15 protein-coding genes, 2 tRNA genes and 1 rRNA gene are annotated in these 17,597 nt (G+C 30.4%); 6 read left to right on the forward strand and 12 right to left on the reverse strand.

Going from position 1 to position 17,597, the window contains the following annotated elements; translation table 11 throughout:
* Positions 1–158: 158 nt before the first annotated feature.
* The 7 genes from BW723_RS16665 to BW723_RS16695 all read right to left on the reverse strand — a co-directional run bounded on the left by BW723_RS16665 (position 159) and on the right by BW723_RS16695 (position 8,925).
* Positions 159–232, reverse strand: a tRNA-Ala gene (locus tag BW723_RS16665).
* Positions 233–340: 108 nt separating this feature from the next.
* Positions 341–414 (reverse strand) — tRNA-Ile (locus tag BW723_RS16670).
* 82 nt (positions 415–496) lie between these two features.
* Positions 497–2,016 (reverse strand): 16S ribosomal RNA (locus BW723_RS16675).
* A gap of 876 nt (positions 2,017–2,892) precedes the next feature.
* Positions 2,893–3,642 carry a DUF4294 domain-containing protein gene (locus tag BW723_RS16680; protein WP_175335390.1) on the reverse strand — a complete coding sequence of 250 codons (750 nt, stop codon included), beginning with the start codon at positions 3,640–3,642 and terminating at the stop codon, positions 2,893–2,895.
* A 62-nt stretch (positions 3,643–3,704) separates the two neighbouring features.
* Positions 3,705–5,705, reverse strand: a complete 2,001-nt coding sequence (ligA, locus tag BW723_RS16685) for an NAD-dependent DNA ligase LigA (RefSeq protein WP_068357640.1) — start codon at positions 5,703–5,705, stop codon at positions 3,705–3,707.
* 246 nt (positions 5,706–5,951) lie between these two features.
* Positions 5,952–7,394 (reverse strand): glyceraldehyde-3-phosphate dehydrogenase, encoded by a 1,443-nt coding sequence (locus BW723_RS16690; protein ID WP_068357636.1) that lies wholly within the window; start codon positions 7,392–7,394, stop codon positions 5,952–5,954.
* 136 nt (positions 7,395–7,530) lie between these two features.
* Positions 7,531–8,925 (reverse strand): trypsin-like peptidase domain-containing protein, encoded by a 1,395-nt coding sequence (locus BW723_RS16695; RefSeq protein WP_068357633.1) that lies wholly within the window; start codon positions 8,923–8,925, stop codon positions 7,531–7,533.
* A gap of 129 nt (positions 8,926–9,054) precedes the next feature.
* Between BW723_RS16695 and dapF the strand changes: the two genes are divergently transcribed.
* The 5 genes from dapF (at position 9,055) to BW723_RS16720 (ending at position 12,824) form a co-directional block, all read left to right on the forward strand.
* Positions 9,055–9,825 (forward strand): diaminopimelate epimerase, encoded by a 771-nt coding sequence (dapF, locus tag BW723_RS16700; RefSeq protein ID WP_068357629.1) that lies wholly within the window; start codon positions 9,055–9,057, stop codon positions 9,823–9,825.
* A 148-nt stretch (positions 9,826–9,973) separates the two neighbouring features.
* Positions 9,974–10,390, forward strand: coding sequence for a GxxExxY protein (locus BW723_RS16705; RefSeq protein WP_068357627.1), 417 nt, complete (start codon positions 9,974–9,976; stop codon positions 10,388–10,390).
* 43 nt (positions 10,391–10,433) lie between these two features.
* Entirely contained in the window at positions 10,434–10,958 is a 525-nt protein-coding gene (locus tag BW723_RS16710; RefSeq protein ID WP_068357622.1) for a GNAT family N-acetyltransferase, read from the forward strand.
* A gap of 33 nt (positions 10,959–10,991) precedes the next feature.
* Complete coding sequence (mltG, locus tag BW723_RS16715; RefSeq protein WP_068357615.1) at positions 10,992–12,017, forward strand: endolytic transglycosylase MltG; 1,026 nt, start codon at positions 10,992–10,994, stop codon at positions 12,015–12,017.
* Positions 12,018–12,212: 195 nt separating this feature from the next.
* Positions 12,213–12,824 (forward strand): peptidoglycan-binding protein LysM, encoded by a 612-nt coding sequence (locus tag BW723_RS16720; protein ID WP_068357612.1) that lies wholly within the window; start codon positions 12,213–12,215, stop codon positions 12,822–12,824.
* Here BW723_RS16720 and lepB read toward each other — a convergent pair.
* Genes lepB through dnaA form a run of 4 tightly spaced genes read right to left on the reverse strand, consistent with a single transcriptional unit; the run spans position 12,821 to position 16,147 of the window.
* On the reverse strand, positions 12,821–13,507 hold the full coding sequence (gene lepB, locus BW723_RS16725) for a signal peptidase I (protein WP_068357608.1): 687 nt from the start codon (positions 13,505–13,507) through the stop codon (positions 12,821–12,823). The two genes, BW723_RS16720 and lepB, sit on opposite strands and share 4 nt — an antisense overlap.
* A 2-nt stretch (positions 13,508–13,509) precedes the next feature.
* Positions 13,510–14,217: an SAM-dependent methyltransferase gene (locus tag BW723_RS16730; protein WP_068357604.1), complete on the reverse strand. Its 708-nt coding sequence runs from the start codon at positions 14,215–14,217 to the stop codon at positions 13,510–13,512.
* A 35-nt stretch (positions 14,218–14,252) separates the two neighbouring features.
* The gene (locus tag BW723_RS16735) at positions 14,253–14,705 is read right to left on the reverse strand and encodes a low molecular weight protein-tyrosine-phosphatase (RefSeq protein WP_068357599.1); all 453 of its coding nucleotides are present in this window, start codon (positions 14,703–14,705) and stop codon (positions 14,253–14,255) included.
* A 14-nt stretch (positions 14,706–14,719) separates the two neighbouring features.
* Positions 14,720–16,147 carry a chromosomal replication initiator protein DnaA gene (gene dnaA / locus BW723_RS16740; protein WP_068357596.1) on the reverse strand — a complete coding sequence of 476 codons (1,428 nt, stop codon included), beginning with the start codon at positions 16,145–16,147 and terminating at the stop codon, positions 14,720–14,722.
* A 174-nt stretch (positions 16,148–16,321) separates the two neighbouring features.
* Here dnaA and BW723_RS16745 point away from each other — a divergent pair, with 174 nt between their 5' ends.
* Entirely contained in the window at positions 16,322–16,720 is a 399-nt protein-coding gene (locus tag BW723_RS16745) for an acyl-CoA thioesterase (RefSeq protein ID WP_068357646.1), read from the forward strand.
* Between the two features lie 12 nt (positions 16,721–16,732).
* Here the strand turns inward: BW723_RS16745 and prmC are convergent, their stop codons facing one another.
* Positions 16,733–17,593: a peptide chain release factor N(5)-glutamine methyltransferase gene (prmC, locus tag BW723_RS16750; RefSeq protein WP_068357593.1), complete on the reverse strand. Its 861-nt coding sequence runs from the start codon at positions 17,591–17,593 to the stop codon at positions 16,733–16,735.
* Between the last annotated feature and the right edge of the window lie 4 nt (positions 17,594–17,597).

Raw genomic sequence — 17,597 nt, forward strand, 5'->3', positions numbered from 1 at the left:
GTCTAAAATATCTCTATTTTAAACTCTCTATCTTTTTGATTCTTACGATATCATTTTACCAATATGTCAATGAACTGTGGCGAGTCGCCACTGACAAGTTATTATCAGTGTTGACCTTGATACTATGAGTTAGTTACCTATCTCAAGGCATCGCCTTGTGGAGAATATCGGAGTCGAACCGATGACCTCTTGCGTGCAAGGCAAGCGCTCTAGCCAGCTGAGCTAATCCCCCTTTTCTTTTAAGTAGCAGTATTCAGTATACAGTTTGCAGTAACTAAATCTGCAACATAACTGAGAGTTGCTTAACTTCTAGAATTTCCTTAAAATATCAAACTTTTTGTAGTCCCGGGCAGACTCGAACTGCCGACCTCTACATTATCAGTGTAGCGCTCTAACCAGCTGAGCTACGAGACTATAATAGCTTTGATATTTCTATATTTTAAAATTAACAGCAAAGAGTAAAATTTACCTTTTGTAACTCACCATCTTTCTCTAGAAAGGAGGTGTTCCAGCCGCACCTTCCGGTACGGCTACCTTGTTACGACTTAGCCCTAGTTACCAGTTTTACCCTAGGCGGCTCCTTGCGGTGACCGACTTCAGGCACTCCCAGCTTCCATGGCTTGACGGGCGGTGTGTACAAGGCCCGGGAACGTATTCACCGGATCATGGCTGATATCCGATTACTAGCGATTCCAGCTTCACGGAGTCGAGTTGCAGACTCCGATCCGAACTGTGATATGGTTTATAGATTCGCTCTCTGTTGCCAGATGGCTGCTCATTGTCCATACCATTGTAGCACGTGTGTGGCCCAGGACGTAAGGGCCGTGATGATTTGACGTCATCCCCACCTTCCTCGCGGTTTGCACCGGCAGTCTCGTTAGAGTCCCCATCTTTACATGCTGGCAACTAACGACAAGGGTTGCGCTCGTTATAGGACTTAACCTGACACCTCACGGCACGAGCTGACGACAACCATGCAGCACCTTGTAATATGTCCGAAGAAAAGTCTATCTCTAAACCTGTCATACTACATTTAAGCCCTGGTAAGGTTCCTCGCGTATCATCGAATTAAACCACATGCTCCACCGCTTGTGCGGGCCCCCGTCAATTCCTTTGAGTTTCAATCTTGCGATCGTACTCCCCAGGTGGGACACTTATCACTTTCGCTTAGTCACTGAGCTAATGCCCAACAACTAGTGTCCATCGTTTACGGCGTGGACTACCAGGGTATCTAATCCTGTTCGCTCCCCACGCTTTCGTCCATGAGCGTCAGTACATACGTAGTAGACTGCCTTCGCAATCGGTATTCTGTGTAATATCTATGCATTTCACCGCTACACTACACATTCTATCTACTTCCATATGACTCAAGTCAACCAGTATCAAAGGCAGTTCCATAGTTAAGCTATGGGATTTCACCTCTGACTTAATCGACCGCCTGCGGACCCTTTAAACCCAATGATTCCGGATAACGCTCGGACCCTCCGTATTACCGCGGCTGCTGGCACGGAGTTAGCCGGTCCTTATTCTTACAGTACCGTCAAGCTGCTACACGTAGCAGTGTTTCTTCCTGTATAAAAGCAGTTTACAACCCATAGGGCAGTCTTCCTGCACGCGGCATGGCTGGGTCAGAGTCTCCTCCATTGCCCAATATTCCTCACTGCTGCCTCCCGTAGGAGTCTGGTCCGTGTCTCAGTACCAGTGTGGGGGATCCCCCTCTCAGGGCCCCTACCTATCGTAGCCATGGTAAGCCGTTACCTTACCATCTAGCTAATAGGACGCATAGCCATCTTTTACCGATAAATCTTTAATTAAAAACCGATGCCAGTTCTCAATACTATGAGGTATTAATCTTCATTTCTAAAGGCTATCCCTCTGTAAAAGGTAAGTTCTATACGCGTTACGCACCCGTGCGCCGGTCGTCATCTGTAGCAAGCTACAATGTTACCCCTCGACTTGCATGTGTTAAGCCTGCCGCTAGCGTTCATCCTGAGCCAGGATCAAACTCTTCATTGTATATCTTAAATATGTTTAATGAATAAGTTTCAAAAGAATTTACATTATATTATAATGTGGTTATTCTACTCTTTGTTTACGCTGTCAATTTCAATATTTTCAATGAACTAATTTAAGTTGATGCTATAAGCGTTTATCACACTTCTTATCTCCCTAATTTTGTAGAAACACTAGAATCGAACTAGTTGATTTTTTATCCAAATCTTTCCAAAATCTCTCTGAACTTTTTCGCTGTATTTGTTAGCGGATGCAAATATATAAACTATTTTAATTCTGACAATAAAAAAGAAATTATTTTTTTTATTTATTTTTTTGAACCTAAATACCTGAACTTACACCCCGAAAATTTCGGACTGCAAACATACAACTTATATTTTTCCTAATCCTAATAAAAATTAAAGTTTTTTTTCTAAAAAAAATAACTCTTACTAACAACACAATCTCTCAATGAACTCAACTAAAACTACTAATTCAACATCCGAAAATGTATCGCTTTTCGCTTAGCGGGTGCAAATATACAACGCATTTCTATTCCCACAAGCTTTTGTCTGGAAAATATCTGAATTTATTTTTAAACTTCTCATAACTACATTAAAATAAACCACTTAACTAATGAATTATTTTTTAATGTTTTTATAGCTTTTTAATAACTTAAGTTAATCCGCTTCTAAAACCTTTCTAGAACTCCTAAACCTGTGTTAAGGATTGAAGCAATTGTTTGAGCTCTTTTTTTGAACTCTTAAACTATCTTTAAGCGTTTTTAGAGAATTTACTCTATATATAAGTACTGAATAACTCTTTAAAACGTCAAAAAAAAGCGAGTGCGAAAAGCCTGACCCGACTGAAAGAAGGGTAACACCCATAAAAAAACGTCTATTATTCCTTTTTCTGTTTAATGGATTTCCTATTTTTTCTCATTTTAGCAAACATCTCTTTGTAGATTTCGACATCAATCTCTGCTTTTCTTTCAAAAATTATTTTTGAAAAATCGAAATTCAATTTAGAATCTTGCTTTTGTAGCTTGTCATTTTGAAAAGCTCGTTGCAAAACATCTTCTATTAAGAAATCTTCGTTCTCAAATTCTGGATGATATTCTGTTTTAAGCGACAATTTAAAAACATTTGCAGTGGTGTTGTACCAAAATGCTTTCCAGCCACTTCTTAAATTTTGTATATTTTGAAAAGCTGTTTTGCCTGTTTGACGATGAATTAACTTTATAAGTATACGACCTTCTGTTCTGGTCATCTTTTTAATTTGATCTGTAAATTCGCCCTCTATATATTTTTGGACAAGCTTTGTGTATTTCTTTCTCTTACTTTTTGAATCAATTTTGTTTAAACGCACATTTAATGAGTCTAATCTTTCTGATGCTAATTTTGCATAAGGATAGGCTTTGAAAACTTTTTTTCTAAACCATATGTAATAACGTATGTCTTTTCTTGATTTGAATTTGTGTTTTGGAAATAAAGTGATTTCATTTAACTTAATAGTTATACTGTCTCCTGGTTTTACAAATATGTAATCATCATAATTATTGGGTAAAGAATCTAACTCCTCTTTTTTCTGCGAAAAAGAAGCAATAGAAAATAGTATTATATATATGTATAGGAAGTTTTTCAATATCATTATTTATTTAACACCTAGAAACAATAGAAATATAGACTTTAAGTATACCCTAAAAAGAATCATTAACTATTTATCTTATCTATAAAATCTTGCTCAGTTATAATTGGTACACCTAAAGTTTCTGCTTTAGCTAATTTTGAAGGCCCCATATTATCGCCTGCAACAATAAAGCTTGTCTTTTTAGAAATTGAAGAACTTACTTTACCTCCATTATCTTCTATTGCTTTCTTTAATTCGTTTCTGCTCATTTGATAAAAAACTCCAGAAACCACAAATATTTGTCCTTGTAATTTATCTGTTTGATTTTCTAGACTTTTTGCAGATACTTCTAATTGTACAGCTACTGATTTTAATTTCTGAATTAATTGAATGTTATTTAAGTCGTTTGAAAAATTGATAATGCTTTGTGCAATTCTATCTCCTATTTCATCAACAGCAATTAAGGTTTCTAAATCTGCACTCATTAAATTATCTATAGACTTAAAATGTTTTGCTAACTTTTTAGCTACTGTTTCACCTACAAAACGAATGCCAAGTGCAAATAATACTTTCTCAAAAGGTATTTCTTTTGATTTTTCGATTCCTGAAATCATATTCTGAGCAGATTTCTCTGCCATTCTTTCTAAAGGAATAACTTGTTCTACTTTTAAATCGTATAAATCTGCGTAATTATGAATTAAACCTTCTTTACGTAATAAATCTACAGTTTCTCCTCCAAGACCATCAATATCCATTGCTTTTCTTGAAATAAAATGCTGAATTCTACCTGTTATTTGAGGTGCGCAACCAAATTCATTTGGGCAATAGTGTTTTGCATCTCCTTCTGTTCTTATTAAAGGTGTTTTGCATTCAGGGCAATTTGTAGCATAATTTGTAGGTTCTGAGTTTTCTGGACGTTTTGTAAAATCTACAGCAATAATTTTTGGAATGATTTCGCCTCCTTTTTCTACAAATACAGTATCTCCTACTCTAATGTCTAATTTTTCTATTTGATCTGCATTATGTAAAGACGCACGTTTTACAGTTGTACCTGCTAATTGCACTGGTTCTAAATTTGCAACTGGAGTTATTGCACCTGTTCTACCTACTTGATATGTAATTTCGTTTAAAATAGTTGAAACTTGTTCTGCTTTAAATTTATAAGCAATTGCCCATCTTGGGGCTTTTGATGTATATCCTAATTCTTCTTGTTGTTGTAAGTTGTTTACTTTTATTACAATTCCATCAGTTTCATATGGTAAATCGTGTCTTTTTGTATCCCAGAAATTTACAAATTGAAAAACTTGATCTATTGATTTTGCTAATATTATTGTTTCTGGAACTTTAAAACCTACTTTTCTTGCGTTTTCTAAACTTTCGAAATGTGTTTTGTATTTTCTTTCGGATGTTACTACTTGATACAATAAACAGTCTAAAGGTCTTTTAGCAACTTCTGTACTGTCTTGTAATTTTAAACTTCCGCTTGCTGTATTTCTTGGATTTCTGTATTCTTCTTCTCCATTTGCAACGCGTTCTTCGTTCATTTTATTAAAACCTTCTATTGGCAAAATGATTTCGCCACGCATTTCGAAGTTTTCTACAAAGTCTTTTTTTATTGATAATGGAATTGATCTTATTGTTTTAATATTATTGGTAACTTCATCTCCTTGAAAACCATCTCCTCTTGTTACTGCTTTTACAAATTGACCATTTTCGTAAGTTAGGTTAATAGAAGCTCCATCAAATTTTAACTCACAAGTGTATTCTGTTTCTGTTGTGCCTAATATTTTTTGTACTCGTTTTTCCCAATCTAACAAGTCTTCTTTAGAATAGGAATTGTCTAAAGAATACATTCTGTTTTTATGAGTTACTGTATTAAAGTTTTTAGTAATTGTACCTCCAACTCTTTGGGTTGGCGAGTTTACATCTAGAAACTGTGGATTTTCTAATTCTAATTTTTCTAATTCTTTAAGCTTAACATCAAACTCAAAATCTGATATTGTTGCATTATCTAACACATAATAGTTATAATTATGTGCGTTTAATTCATCACGAAGTGATTCTATTTTTTGTTGAATGGTCATTAAAACTGAACTTCTAAATTTTTTATAAAAATAGTGAAAACAACACTTGAAACAAAGGTAAATTAACTTTCGTAACCCCCTTAGTAATAGCATAAAGTTAGCAAACAGGTTTAGCCCAGATTGAAATGGCATCCTTTTTTTGTTTTTACAAAAAAAGATATAATGGAAAGCTGGAAATAGCTTCTAAAAAAAATAAACCCAAAACAAATGCTTTGGGTTTTATAATGGGATTGAAAGTATTACTGACTAATAGTATGTATAACGTCTTACTTTGGCAATGTATTTTGCCAAACGAATTACTTGATGTGAATAACCATATTCATTATCGTACCAAACATAAACTACAATTGTTTCTTTATCTGCTATGGTTGATTTGCTATCGAAAATTGATGGTGCTGTACAACCTATAATATCTGATGAAACCAACTCATTATCTAAAGAATATTTTATTTGCTCTACTAAATCGCCTTCTAATGCTCCTTGTTTTATAATTGCATTTACAGCATTTGTAGTAACTGGCCTCCTTAATTGTAAATTTAAGATTGCTAAAGATCCGTTTGGTACAGGAACTCGAATTGCATTTGAGGTTAATTTACCTTCTAAAACTGGAATTGCTTTTGAAACAGCTTTACCTGCACCTGTTTCTGTAATTACCATATTTAATGCTGCAGCTCTACCTCTTCTGTATTTTGAGTGAATATTATCTACTAAATTCTGATCATTAGTATAGGCATGTATGGTTTCTAGATGCCCTTTTTTAATTCCGAAATTGTCTTCTAAAACTTTTAAAATAGGTGTAATTGCATTTGTTGTACAAGAAGCTGCCGAAAAAACATCTACTGTATCAGGATTGTATTGTTTATGATTTACACCATGTACAATATTTGGTACTCCTTTTCCTGGTGCAGTTAATAAAACTTTACTTGCTCCTTTTGCTTTTAAATGTCTTGCCAAAGCAACATCGTCTCTAAAAGCACCTGTATTATCGATGATTAAAGCATCGTTAATTCCGAATTTTGTGTAATCTATGTCTTCTGGATTATTTGCAGAAATCATAGCAACTGTGGTTCCGTTAATAATTAAAGCTTCATTCTCTAGATCTGTTTGTACTGTTCCTAAAAAATCTCCGTGAACAGAATCTACACTTAATAATGATGCTCTTTTTTCTAAAATTGATTGGGAAATTTCGCCACGAGTAACAATGGCTCTTAATCTTAATTGAGAACCTTTACCCATTTTAGTCATTAACTCTCTAGCTAATAAACGACCAATTCTACCAAAACCATACAAAACAACATCTTTTGGAGTTATATTTTTAGCTTCTTTCGCATTTTTTAATTGTTTTTTTACAAAAGCAACTTTATCTGCACAGCCTTTAGGATTTAAATAACATTCATAAGTCAATTTACCAATATCTAATTTTGCTGCAGGCAAATCTACTTGCTCAATTGCTTTTGCAATACTTAAAACATCTTCGATAGTAATTTTTTTATTAATAAATTCTTTAGCATAATTGATTAAATTTAAAATTTCACTGGCTCTTTTATCTTGTAATTGATTTCTAAAAAGTACTAATTCTATGGATTTCTCATACCAAAGATTATTTAGGATATTAATAAATTCTACCGTAGCTTTTCTAGTTTTAGCTTGTGAAATAATTTCTTTTTCGTAATTCAGGGTTAATGACATAGCGTAATTAATTATTTATAGTTTCGACAAAAGTATTTCTTTTTTTGAAAATACGAAATCGATTTCGTATAAATTTTTTACACAAAAAAATCCTGATATAAAATATCAGGATTGAGTAAAATAATTAAGCAATAATTTATCTTATTGCATATCTTTCTGTTTCGCCATTTAGATTAATAACTTCTAAATAAAGCGGATTTCCATTACTTATATTACTATTATCAATAGCTCTTTTTGCTTCGGATGCATTTAAAACTGGTTTCTTATTTACTTTAGTAACAATAAAACCTCTTTTTACTCCATAATAAGATAAAGTTCTGTTTGCATTTTCGATGATTTTAGCTCCGCCTTTTAAATCGTACTTTTTTAATTCTTTTTCAGATAAATCTTTTAAAGAAATACCCAAACTACTTGCAATAAATGTACTTTTCTTATTTAATACAACTGTTTTAGTTAATAATTCTCCATCTCTATCAATTAAGACATTTACATTATCACCTGGTCTTTTAGATGTTAATTGCCCTTTTAACTCAGAAAACTTAGAGATTTTTACATTATTAATTTTCTTAATAACATCTCCTTTTTTTAATTCTGAATTATTTGCTCCTTCTTCATAGAATACATCACCAATTTTAACACCTTCATCATCATAATTTTGATCGATAGCAATGCCTAAAATTGCTTCTTGAACAGTACCAAATTCTAATAAATCATCTACAATTTTCTTTGCGATATTAGAAGGTACAGCAAACGAATAACCTACAAAAGAACCTGTTTTAGATGAAATTGCAGTATTTATACCTACTAATTCTCCTCTAATATTAACCAAAGCTCCACCACTATTTCCTGGATTTACAGCTGCATCTGTTTGTATAAAAGATTCAATATTTCTATTCCCTTCTAAATCTCTACCTTTTGCACTAACAATCCCTGCTGTTACTGTTGATGTTAAATTATAAGGATTACCAACTGCTAAAACCCATTCGCCAATTTTAATATTGTCTGAATTTGCAAAAGGAGTATAAGGTAAATCGATATCTGCTTCAATTTTTAGTAGAGCAATATCATTACTTGCATCTGCACCAATTAATTCTGCTTTGTATTTTTTCTGATTATTTAATGTAATCTGAATATCACTTGCATTATCAATTACGTGATTATTGGTTACAATATAACCATCAGAAGAAATAATAACTCCACTTCCTGTACCTACTTGTTCAAATTGCCTTTCTCCACTTCCATTACCAAAGAAAATATCTAAAGGATTTGTTTGTGTTCTTACAGTGGTATTTTTAACGTGAACAACAGAATTTACAGTTTTTTCTGCAGCTAATGTAAAATCTATAGTGGCTGCATTTAGTGTTGGTGAGCTAGGCTCATAAGCAGTATTAAAATTTGTTTGCACTGTTTGTGCGCTATTTGGTAGTGTTCTTTCTACCACAACAGTATCATTAAAAAGCAATTTGTAACCTCCTAAAGTTAAGGTTCCTCCTAAAATTGCCATTCCTAGTAAACTAAAAAATTTCTTCATAATTCTAAATTTTTATTAATCAAATATACAATTTTAACATTTTCAAAAATTCTGTTTAACTCGCTTTTAACGATTTTTAACCACGTTTTAACAGCCAATTTTTGTTAACGAAATCATTATCTTTGCCCAATGAATTTGACATTTTATAAATATCAAGGAACAGGAAACGACTTTGTTATGATAGATAACAGAACAAAAATCTTTCCAAAAAACAATACTGACAAAATTTCACAAATTTGTGACAGACATTTTGGTATTGGTGCAGATGGCATTATTTTAATTGAAAATGATGCTGATTACGATTTTAAAATGATTTATTTTAATGCTGATGGTAGTCAGACTTTTTGTGGTAATGGAGGTAGATGTGCTGTTGCTTTTGCAAAATATTTAAACATCATTAAAAACAAAACAACTTTTTTGGCATATGATGGTAAACATTATGCAGAAATTAATGACGGTATTATTAGTCTTCATATGATTGATGTTGATGAAATTATTGTAAAAGAAAATTCTGTTTTTGCTTATACCGGTACTCAACATCACGTAGAAATGGTTGATGAATTAGATGATTACCCTGTTTTTGCGAATGGTAAAAAAATTAGATATTCTTATGATGATCCTGGTAGTAATGTAAATTTTGCGCAGCAAATTAATGAAAACACATTTAGGGTAAGAACTTATGAAAAAGGTGTAGAAGATGAAACTTTAGCTTGTGGAACAGGTGTTACTGCTGTTGCAATTGCAATGCACAAAACAAATAAAACAAAAAGTAATTCTATTTCTTTACCTGTAGAAGGAGGAATTTTACAAGTTTCTTTTACCGAAAATGATGGTGTTTATACTAATGTATTTTTAAAAGGACCTGCTGAATTTGTTTTTGAAGGAAATATTTCTCTATAAACTATAGTATTGTTTTTTGACCACATAGGCACATAGATTACATAGTTTAATGTTTCTAAAAAGAAACATTATTTATAAATGAATTTTTATTAACTAAATCTAATTTAGATTAAACAAATTTATTTTTTTCTATATTACACTAAAAACTATGGAAATCAGCAAACAATATTTAAACGAATTAACCTATGCTTTTTTGGGTTGTTGTATAAATGTTCATAAAGAATTAGGTCCAAGATTATTAGAGAGTGTGTATCATCAATGTTTAATAGAAGAATTAAAATATAACGAAATCTCTTTTACTTCAGAAATCGATGTTAGCGTAAAATATAGAGGTAAAAAAATTGATTCAAAATTTAGAGCAGATTTAGTAATTGAAAATTGTATGGTTGTAGAATTAAAATCTGTAAAAGAATTTCAACCTATATTTGAAGCTCAACTTTTAACTTATATGCATTTATTAAAAGCTCCAAAAGGGATTTTAGTTAATTTTAATTGTTTAAATATCTTTAAACAAGGACAGAAAACTTTTGTAAATGATTTTTTTAGTGAATTACCTGACAAATAAAACTATGTAATCTATGTCCCTATGTGGTCAAGAAAAATAATAAATGAAAACGTTAAAAGGCAAAAACCTTAATTTAAGAGCAATAGAACCAGAAGATTTAAATTTTCTACACACTATAGAAAACAATGAAATGTTTTGGGAAGTTAGCCATACTCAAGCTCCTTTTTCTAGATATGTTTTAAAGCAATATTTAGAAAATGCACATTTAGATATTTATGAAACCAAACAACTACGTTTGGTAATTGAAGAATCATCAAAAAAAGAACAAGTAGGTATGATCGATTTGTTCGATTTTAATCCGCAACATAAAAGAGCAGGAATTGGTATTTTAATTCATCCTTATTATCAAAATAAAGGCTATGCTTCTGAAGCTTTATCTCTATTAATCAACTATTCATTTTCTTATTTAGACTTACATCAGCTGTATGCAAATATTACTTCTGATAATGAGAAAAGTTTAGCTTTATTTAAAAAACATAATTTTGCAGAAGTTGGTCTTAAAAAAGATTGGATTTTATCAAACAGAAAGTTTAAAGATGAAATTTTATTTCAATTAATAAAAGAGTAGTTTTGCATCCATCAAAAAAAAAATAAAAGTAAATTGGGTAAAAAAATTTTATACGCATTAGGTTTTGTCCTTTTAATAGGAGGTATTTTAGGTTATAATTATTATCAAAAAATATTTGGAGAAGCCATTACCAAAGATTACGTACTTTTTATAAATAGTACAGATAGTTTAGTTGATGTAAAAGAAAAAATAGCAGACTATTCTAAAAATCCTAATACATTTCTTTGGGTTGCTGCAAAGAAAAATTTTTCGAAACCTAAAACTGGTCGTTATTTAATAAAGCAAGGGATGTCTAATAACGATTTGGTAAATATGTTAAGAAGTGGAAATCAGACTGCTTTAAAGATATCATTTAACAACCAAGATACTTTAGAAAAATTTGCAGGAAGAATTGCTGAACAATTAGAACTTGATTCTATAGCAATAATCAATTCATTTACAGAAAAGGAGTTTTTAACCAAAAACAAACTGAATAAAAAATCTGTTTTACAAATTTGTATTCCTAATAGTTATGAATTTTATTGGACAGTTTCTGCTGATAAATTTAGAAACAAATTATTAAGAGAATATAATCGTTTTTGGAATGCTTCTCGACTTGCAAAAGCTAAAGCTTTAAAGCTAACTAAAGATGATGTAATTACTTTAGCTTCTATTGTACAAAAAGAAACTGCACAAAAAGTTGAACGTCCAATTGTTGCTGGCTTGTATTTAAATCGATTAAAAAACGGTTGGCCTTTACAAGCAGATCCAACTATTATATATTGTATTAAAGAAGTTAAAGGTCAAGATTATGTTGTAAAACGTGTTTTAAATGTGGATTTAGAAATCAACTCACCTTATAATACTTACAAAAACAGAGGCTTACCTCCTACTTTAATTTCTATGCCAGATATTTCGTCTATAGACGGAGTTTTAAACGCTCAAAAACACGATTATTTTTATATGTGCGTAAATGTAGACAAGTTTGGTTACCACTCTTTTGCCAAAACTTTGGCGCAACATAACAGAAATGCAGCTAAATATCAAAATTGGTTGAACAAAAAAGGGGTAAATAGGTAACTTACACTAAATTTAATTTCATAAAATATCTAAAAAAATTATTTTATTCACAATACGAAACGTAATAGTATTCCAATCTTCTTAATAAAAAGACGTTTCACCTATCTAATTTACAATTTCGACGAAATTAATATACTGATATTCAGCATATTCAAATTAAACCTTACATTTGCAGCCGAAATAAAACGATTATTTATGATCAAGAAGTTTTTATTAATAACAATTGTATTTGTACTTTTTGTAAATGCTACATCAGTAAATATTTCTACTGATAAAAAAGCTACTGTTAATACAACTTTTGTTACAAAGGAAACAAAAATATTACCTGTTAATATGGATTATAATATTCCATATTTACAAAATAATTATGTTGCCTTTAAAGAAGCTGTTGCTTTTAAAGAATCTCAAGGAAAATATAATGTAGTAAACACATTAGGTTATCTTGGTAAATATCAATTTGGTAGAACTACTTTACAACGTTTTAAAATATACAATACTGAAGCTTTTTTACAAAATCCTGAACAACAAGAAAAAGCATTTTTAGCTTTGTGTAAAGTTAATAAATGGATTTTAAGAAAAGATATTAAACGTTCTGTAGGTAAAACTATTAATGGTATAGAAATTACAGAATCTGGTATTTTAGCAGCTGCTCATTTAAGTGGTGCTGGTAATGTAAAGAAGTTTTTAAGAAGTAATGGTAGCATACGTTTTGCTGATGCTTATGGTGCAACAATACAATCTTACTTAAAGAAATTCTCTAATTACGATGTTTCTTCTATTAGTGCAGACAGAAAGGCTACAGTTTAAAAAACTTGTATAATTACACCAACAATTTCATCTTTTTCTATAAAACCAATATTCCTAGAATCAAAAGTAGCGTCTCTATTATCACCTAAAATAAAAACTTTATTTTTTGGCACAATTAAAGGTCCAAAATTATCTTTATTCCAAGGCTTATTATAGATAGATTGAACTTCAGAATCAACAAAATCCTTATTCTCAATTATCCTATCTACTGGAAATTTTAATTTCGATATTTCAGAATCTTGTATTAAAGTTTTTAAATTGATAGAATCTATTTTTTCCATAAAAGAAAAAGCGTAATCTGGTGTTATTTCATATATTTTTTCAAGGTTAATTTTAGAAAACTTATAATAATGAACAAGGTTTAAATCTTCATCAAAATTTGTGTCATTTACAAATACAAGCCCATCTCTAATTTCAATTTTATCTCCTTCAAAACCAACTAATCTGTGAACTCTTTTATGTTTTCCAGAATATTGATCACTAAAGTTATAGGAAACAAAATCGCCTCTTTTTGGTGTAGCTAAATTAGTTACTAAACTTCTAGAACCTTGTGGAATATTAGGTTCATTTGAAGGGGTTGGATTATTATATATAACTAAGATTCCAGATAAATTTAATAGATAATAAACAACAATTAAAAAAGTAATAAAATATAAAATGTAGTTTATTTTTCTCTTACTCATTATTACTTCTGAATTATAAAAATTGCAGGTCTTTTGTGTAAATTAGGCTGTTGATGTTTCCAATCTTTAATAGCCATCGTTTTTATATATTCTGATGATAAAGTAATATCAGCAGCAATACATAAATTAGTTTGTGGAGATAAAATTGCTTTTAAATCTGCTAACATTTTTTCATTTCTGTATGGAGTTTCAATAAAAATTTGAGATTGATTTTTATCGATAGAAATTCTTTCTAAATCTTTAATAGCTCTTTTTCTTTCGCCTTTATCTATAGGTAAATACCCATTAAATGCAAAGTTTTGCCCATTAAAACCAGAACTCATCATTGCCATTAAAATAGAACTTGGCCCAACTAAAGGCACAACCTGTATATTTTTTTGATGCGCTAATTTTACAATACTTGCTCCAGGATCTGCAATTGCAGGTACACCAGCTTCAGAAAGTAAACCCACATTAAAGCCTTGTGCACAAACATCTAAATAAGTCTGTGTTTCTTCTTCAACAGCATATTTATCTATCAATTTAATAGTTAAATTGGGCTGTGGTTTTTTTGGTGCTATTTTTTTGATAAACCTTCTTGCAGACTTTTCATTTTCTACAATATAATAATTGATTTCTTCAATTACTTTTTTAACTGATATTGGCATTACTTCTAAAGGTTCTGTTTCTTCTCCTAAAGTTGTTGGAATTAAATAGAGTTTACCAGTCATTTTGTAGTTTTAAGATACTAATTTAAACAAATATATTAAGACAATTTATTTGCAATGATTTCACAAGCTTCATCTAACATTTTATAAACGTTTTCAAAACCCTCTTTCCCTCCATAATATGGATCTGGGACTGAAGCATTTTCATTAGGATAAACTTCGTTCAAAATCATTTGTACTTTGTTTTCATCCTCTTTATTTCTAGCTAAAGCTAAAATATTTTGATAATTACTTTCATCCATTGGATAAATAAAATCGAAATTATCAAAATCTTCTACTATAAATTTTCTTGCTCTTTGGTTGGTAATATTAATACCATATTTTCCAGCAACTTCTATAGAACGTTCATCTGGTAAATTACCAATATGATAGGCTCCTGTACCAGCAGAATCAACAAAAATAGTATCTGAATTTATTTTAGATTGTAAAATACCTTCTGCCAATGGCGAACGACAAATATTCCCCAAGCAAACCATTAGTACTTTTATCATTTAAAATGTAATTTTTAGAACGTTAACTTCTTTGTTAAATCATCAACGTATTTTCTGAATTGTTTATCAGTTTCTGTAAGGTTATCTACAGTTTTACAAGCGTGTAATACAGTTGCATGATCTCTTTGCCCAATTTGGTTACCAATACTTGCCAAAGAAGTTTTAGTTAATCTTTTAGCAAAATACATAGCTAATTGACGTGCTTGTACAATATGACGTTTACGTGTTTTAGATTGTAAAGTAGCCACATCCATATCAAAATACTTAGAAACTTCTTTCTGAATATAATCTATAGAAACCTCTTTTTTGGTATTTTTTACAAATTTATCTACTATCTGTTTAGCCAATTGTAAAGAAAATTCTTTTCTATTAAAAGAAGCTTGAGCAATCATAGAAATTAAAACACCTTCTAATTCTCTAACGTTAGATTTTATATTTTTGGCAACATACTCAACTATATCTTCTGGCATTTCTACACCATCTCTATACAATTTATTTTGTAAGATTGATATTCTTGTTTCGTAATCTGGCGATTGCAATTCTGCTGATAAACCCCATTTAAAACGAGATAACAAGCGTTGTTCTATATCTTGCATATCTACAGGCGCTTTATCCGAAGTTAAAATTACCTGTTTTCCATTTTGATGTAAATGATTAAAAATATGGAAGAATACATCTTGTGTACCAGCTTTACCTGATAAAAACTGAACATCATCAATAATTAAAACATCTATCATTTGATAGAAGTGAATAAAATCATTTCTAGTATTCGATTTTACAGAATCTATAAATTGTTGCGTAAATTTTTCTGATGAAATATATAAAACAGTTTTATCTGGATATTTATCTTTAATATCTACACCAATAGCGTGTGCTAAATGTGTTTTACCTAAACCTACTCCACCATAAATTAATAATGGATTAAATGATGTACCACCGGGTTTATTTGCTACAGCCATACCTGCAGAACGTGCCAATCTATTAGAATCACCTTCTATAAAGTTTGCAAAACTATAATTAGGATTTAATTGTGATTCTATCTTAACTTTTTGTAATCCAGGAATTATAAAAGGATTTCTTAATTCTCTCTTATTAGACTCTAAAGGAACCGTAACTTTTTGCGGTTTTAAAGGATCTCTATTAGAACTCGGAATCTTAACAATTTGCGGTCTATTACTACTGTAATTGTTTTCCATTTTTACATCATAAATCAATTTGGCATCATTACCTAATTGTCTTACTAATGCAACTCTTAATAGTTTAATGTAGTGCTCTTCTAACCATTCATAAAAAAATTTACTAGGCACTTGAATAGTTAATGCTTCTCCAGAAAGTTTTACCGGTTTTATAGGTTCAAACCAAGTTTTATAAGCTTGTGGCTTAATGTTGTCCTTTATAAAGGACAGACAGTCAGTCCAAACGGATTCAGCAGTGTTACTCATTTAATTTACTGTGTAATTTTTTTTAAACTCTTAATTTTGGTTCATCTGTAGAACCTTTGGACCTTTTTCTTAAGCACTACAAAAGTGTGAATAAATTTCAGTATAAAAAAATGAAATTACTATTGATTATTAATTATTTTTTACGTAGAATGCACAAAAAATAAAATGCAAATTCTGAAAAAATTTTCAACAAAAACCAGAGTTCGATATTCTGAAACTGACCAAATGGGCGTAGTTTATCATGGTAATTATGCACAATTTTTTGAATTGGGCAGAACCGAATGGTTACGCGAATTGGGGGTCACTTACAAATATATGGAATTAAGCGGAATAATGCTTCCAGTAATTTCGTTAAAGTCTAATTTTTTAAAATCGGCTATGTATGATGATGTTTTAACAATTGAAACTATTTTAATAAAAAAACCAATGGTTAAAATTGAATTTGATTATAAAATAACAAATCAAAATAATGAATTAATTTGTACAGGAAATACTGTATTGGCTTTTGTAAATATGAAAACTAAAAGACCAACAAGATGCCCTGATTATTTATTAGAAAGTTTAGGGTATTAAAGTTAATAATAATTAAATATTAGCTTTTATCATTCTATCATTTTTAAATAAATCTTTTCTTAATTCAACATTTTTAAAACCTTTTTTTATTAACATTTCTAGGGTTTCTTTACCTAAATATTGATTAATTTCAAAGAATAAAATTCCGCTTTTAGAAAGGTGTTTTTTTGCCAATTCTGCAATTTTATTATAAAAAATAAGAGGATCATCATCAGAAACAAATAAAGCCAAATGTGGTTCATTTTCTAATACATTATTTTGGATTTCCACTTTTTCTAGTTCTCTAACATAAGGTGGATTTGAAACGATAATATCATAACTTTCTGGCAAATTATTAGTCGCTAAAATATCATTTTCAATAAAGTTTATGTTTACTTTATTTAATTCTGCATTTTTTTTAGCCATTTTTAAAGCATCCGCAGAAACATCAATTGAAGAAATTGTAGTGTTTTTTAAATTTTTAGCTAATGATATTGGTATACAACCAGAACCTGTACCAATATCTAAAATATTGAGTTTTTTATTTTCTGATAAGTCTAAATTTTCAATTTCATTAAGAATCCACTCTACTAATTCTTCTGTTTCTGGCCTTGGAATTAAAGTATTTTTATCAACAAAAAAAGGATAACCATAAAACTCGGTTTTACCAATAATGTATTGTAAAGGTTCTTGATTTTTTAATCTTTGTAAAGCTTTATTTAAAATTGATAGTTTAGCTTCATCAATTTTAAAATCTGGTTTTAAAACCGTGTCAATTCTTTGTAAACCTAAATATTCATCTATCAGCAAAAAGAAAAAAGAATCGATTTCTGTGGTTGGATAAACTTCTGAAAGCTCATTTTTAAAATGAGTTCTGAATTGCTTTACTATCATATCA

It is taken from the genome of Polaribacter reichenbachii, from assembly GCF_001975665.1.
In the GTDB taxonomy this organism is placed as follows: Bacteria; Bacteroidota; Bacteroidia; order Flavobacteriales; family Flavobacteriaceae; genus Polaribacter; species Polaribacter reichenbachii.

Coding starts and splice junctions, on each gene's coding strand:
- BW723_RS16680 (WP_175335390.1), bottom strand. CDS start 3,642: ATGATATTGAAAAACTTCCTATACATATATATAATACTATTTTCTATT.
- ligA (WP_068357640.1), bottom strand. CDS start 5,705: ATGACCATTCAACAAAAAATAGAATCACTTCGTGATGAATTAAACGCA.
- BW723_RS16690 (WP_068357636.1), bottom strand. CDS start 7,394: ATGTCATTAACCCTGAATTACGAAAAAGAAATTATTTCACAAGCTAAA.
- BW723_RS16695 (WP_068357633.1), bottom strand. CDS start 8,925: ATGAAGAAATTTTTTAGTTTACTAGGAATGGCAATTTTAGGAGGAACC.
- dapF (WP_068357629.1), top strand. CDS start 9,055: ATGAATTTGACATTTTATAAATATCAAGGAACAGGAAACGACTTTGTT.
- BW723_RS16705 (WP_068357627.1), top strand. CDS start 9,974: ATGGAAATCAGCAAACAATATTTAAACGAATTAACCTATGCTTTTTTG.
- BW723_RS16710 (WP_068357622.1), top strand. CDS start 10,434: ATGAAAACGTTAAAAGGCAAAAACCTTAATTTAAGAGCAATAGAACCA.
- BW723_RS16720 (WP_068357612.1), top strand. CDS start 12,213: ATGATCAAGAAGTTTTTATTAATAACAATTGTATTTGTACTTTTTGTA.
- lepB (WP_068357608.1), bottom strand. CDS start 13,507: ATGAGTAAGAGAAAAATAAACTACATTTTATATTTTATTACTTTTTTA.
- BW723_RS16730 (WP_068357604.1), bottom strand. CDS start 14,217: ATGACTGGTAAACTCTATTTAATTCCAACAACTTTAGGAGAAGAAACA.
- BW723_RS16735 (WP_068357599.1), bottom strand. CDS start 14,705: ATGATAAAAGTACTAATGGTTTGCTTGGGGAATATTTGTCGTTCGCCA.
- dnaA (WP_068357596.1), bottom strand. CDS start 16,147: ATGAGTAACACTGCTGAATCCGTTTGGACTGACTGTCTGTCCTTTATA.
- prmC (WP_068357593.1), bottom strand. CDS start 17,593: ATGATAGTAAAGCAATTCAGAACTCATTTTAAAAATGAGCTTTCAGAA.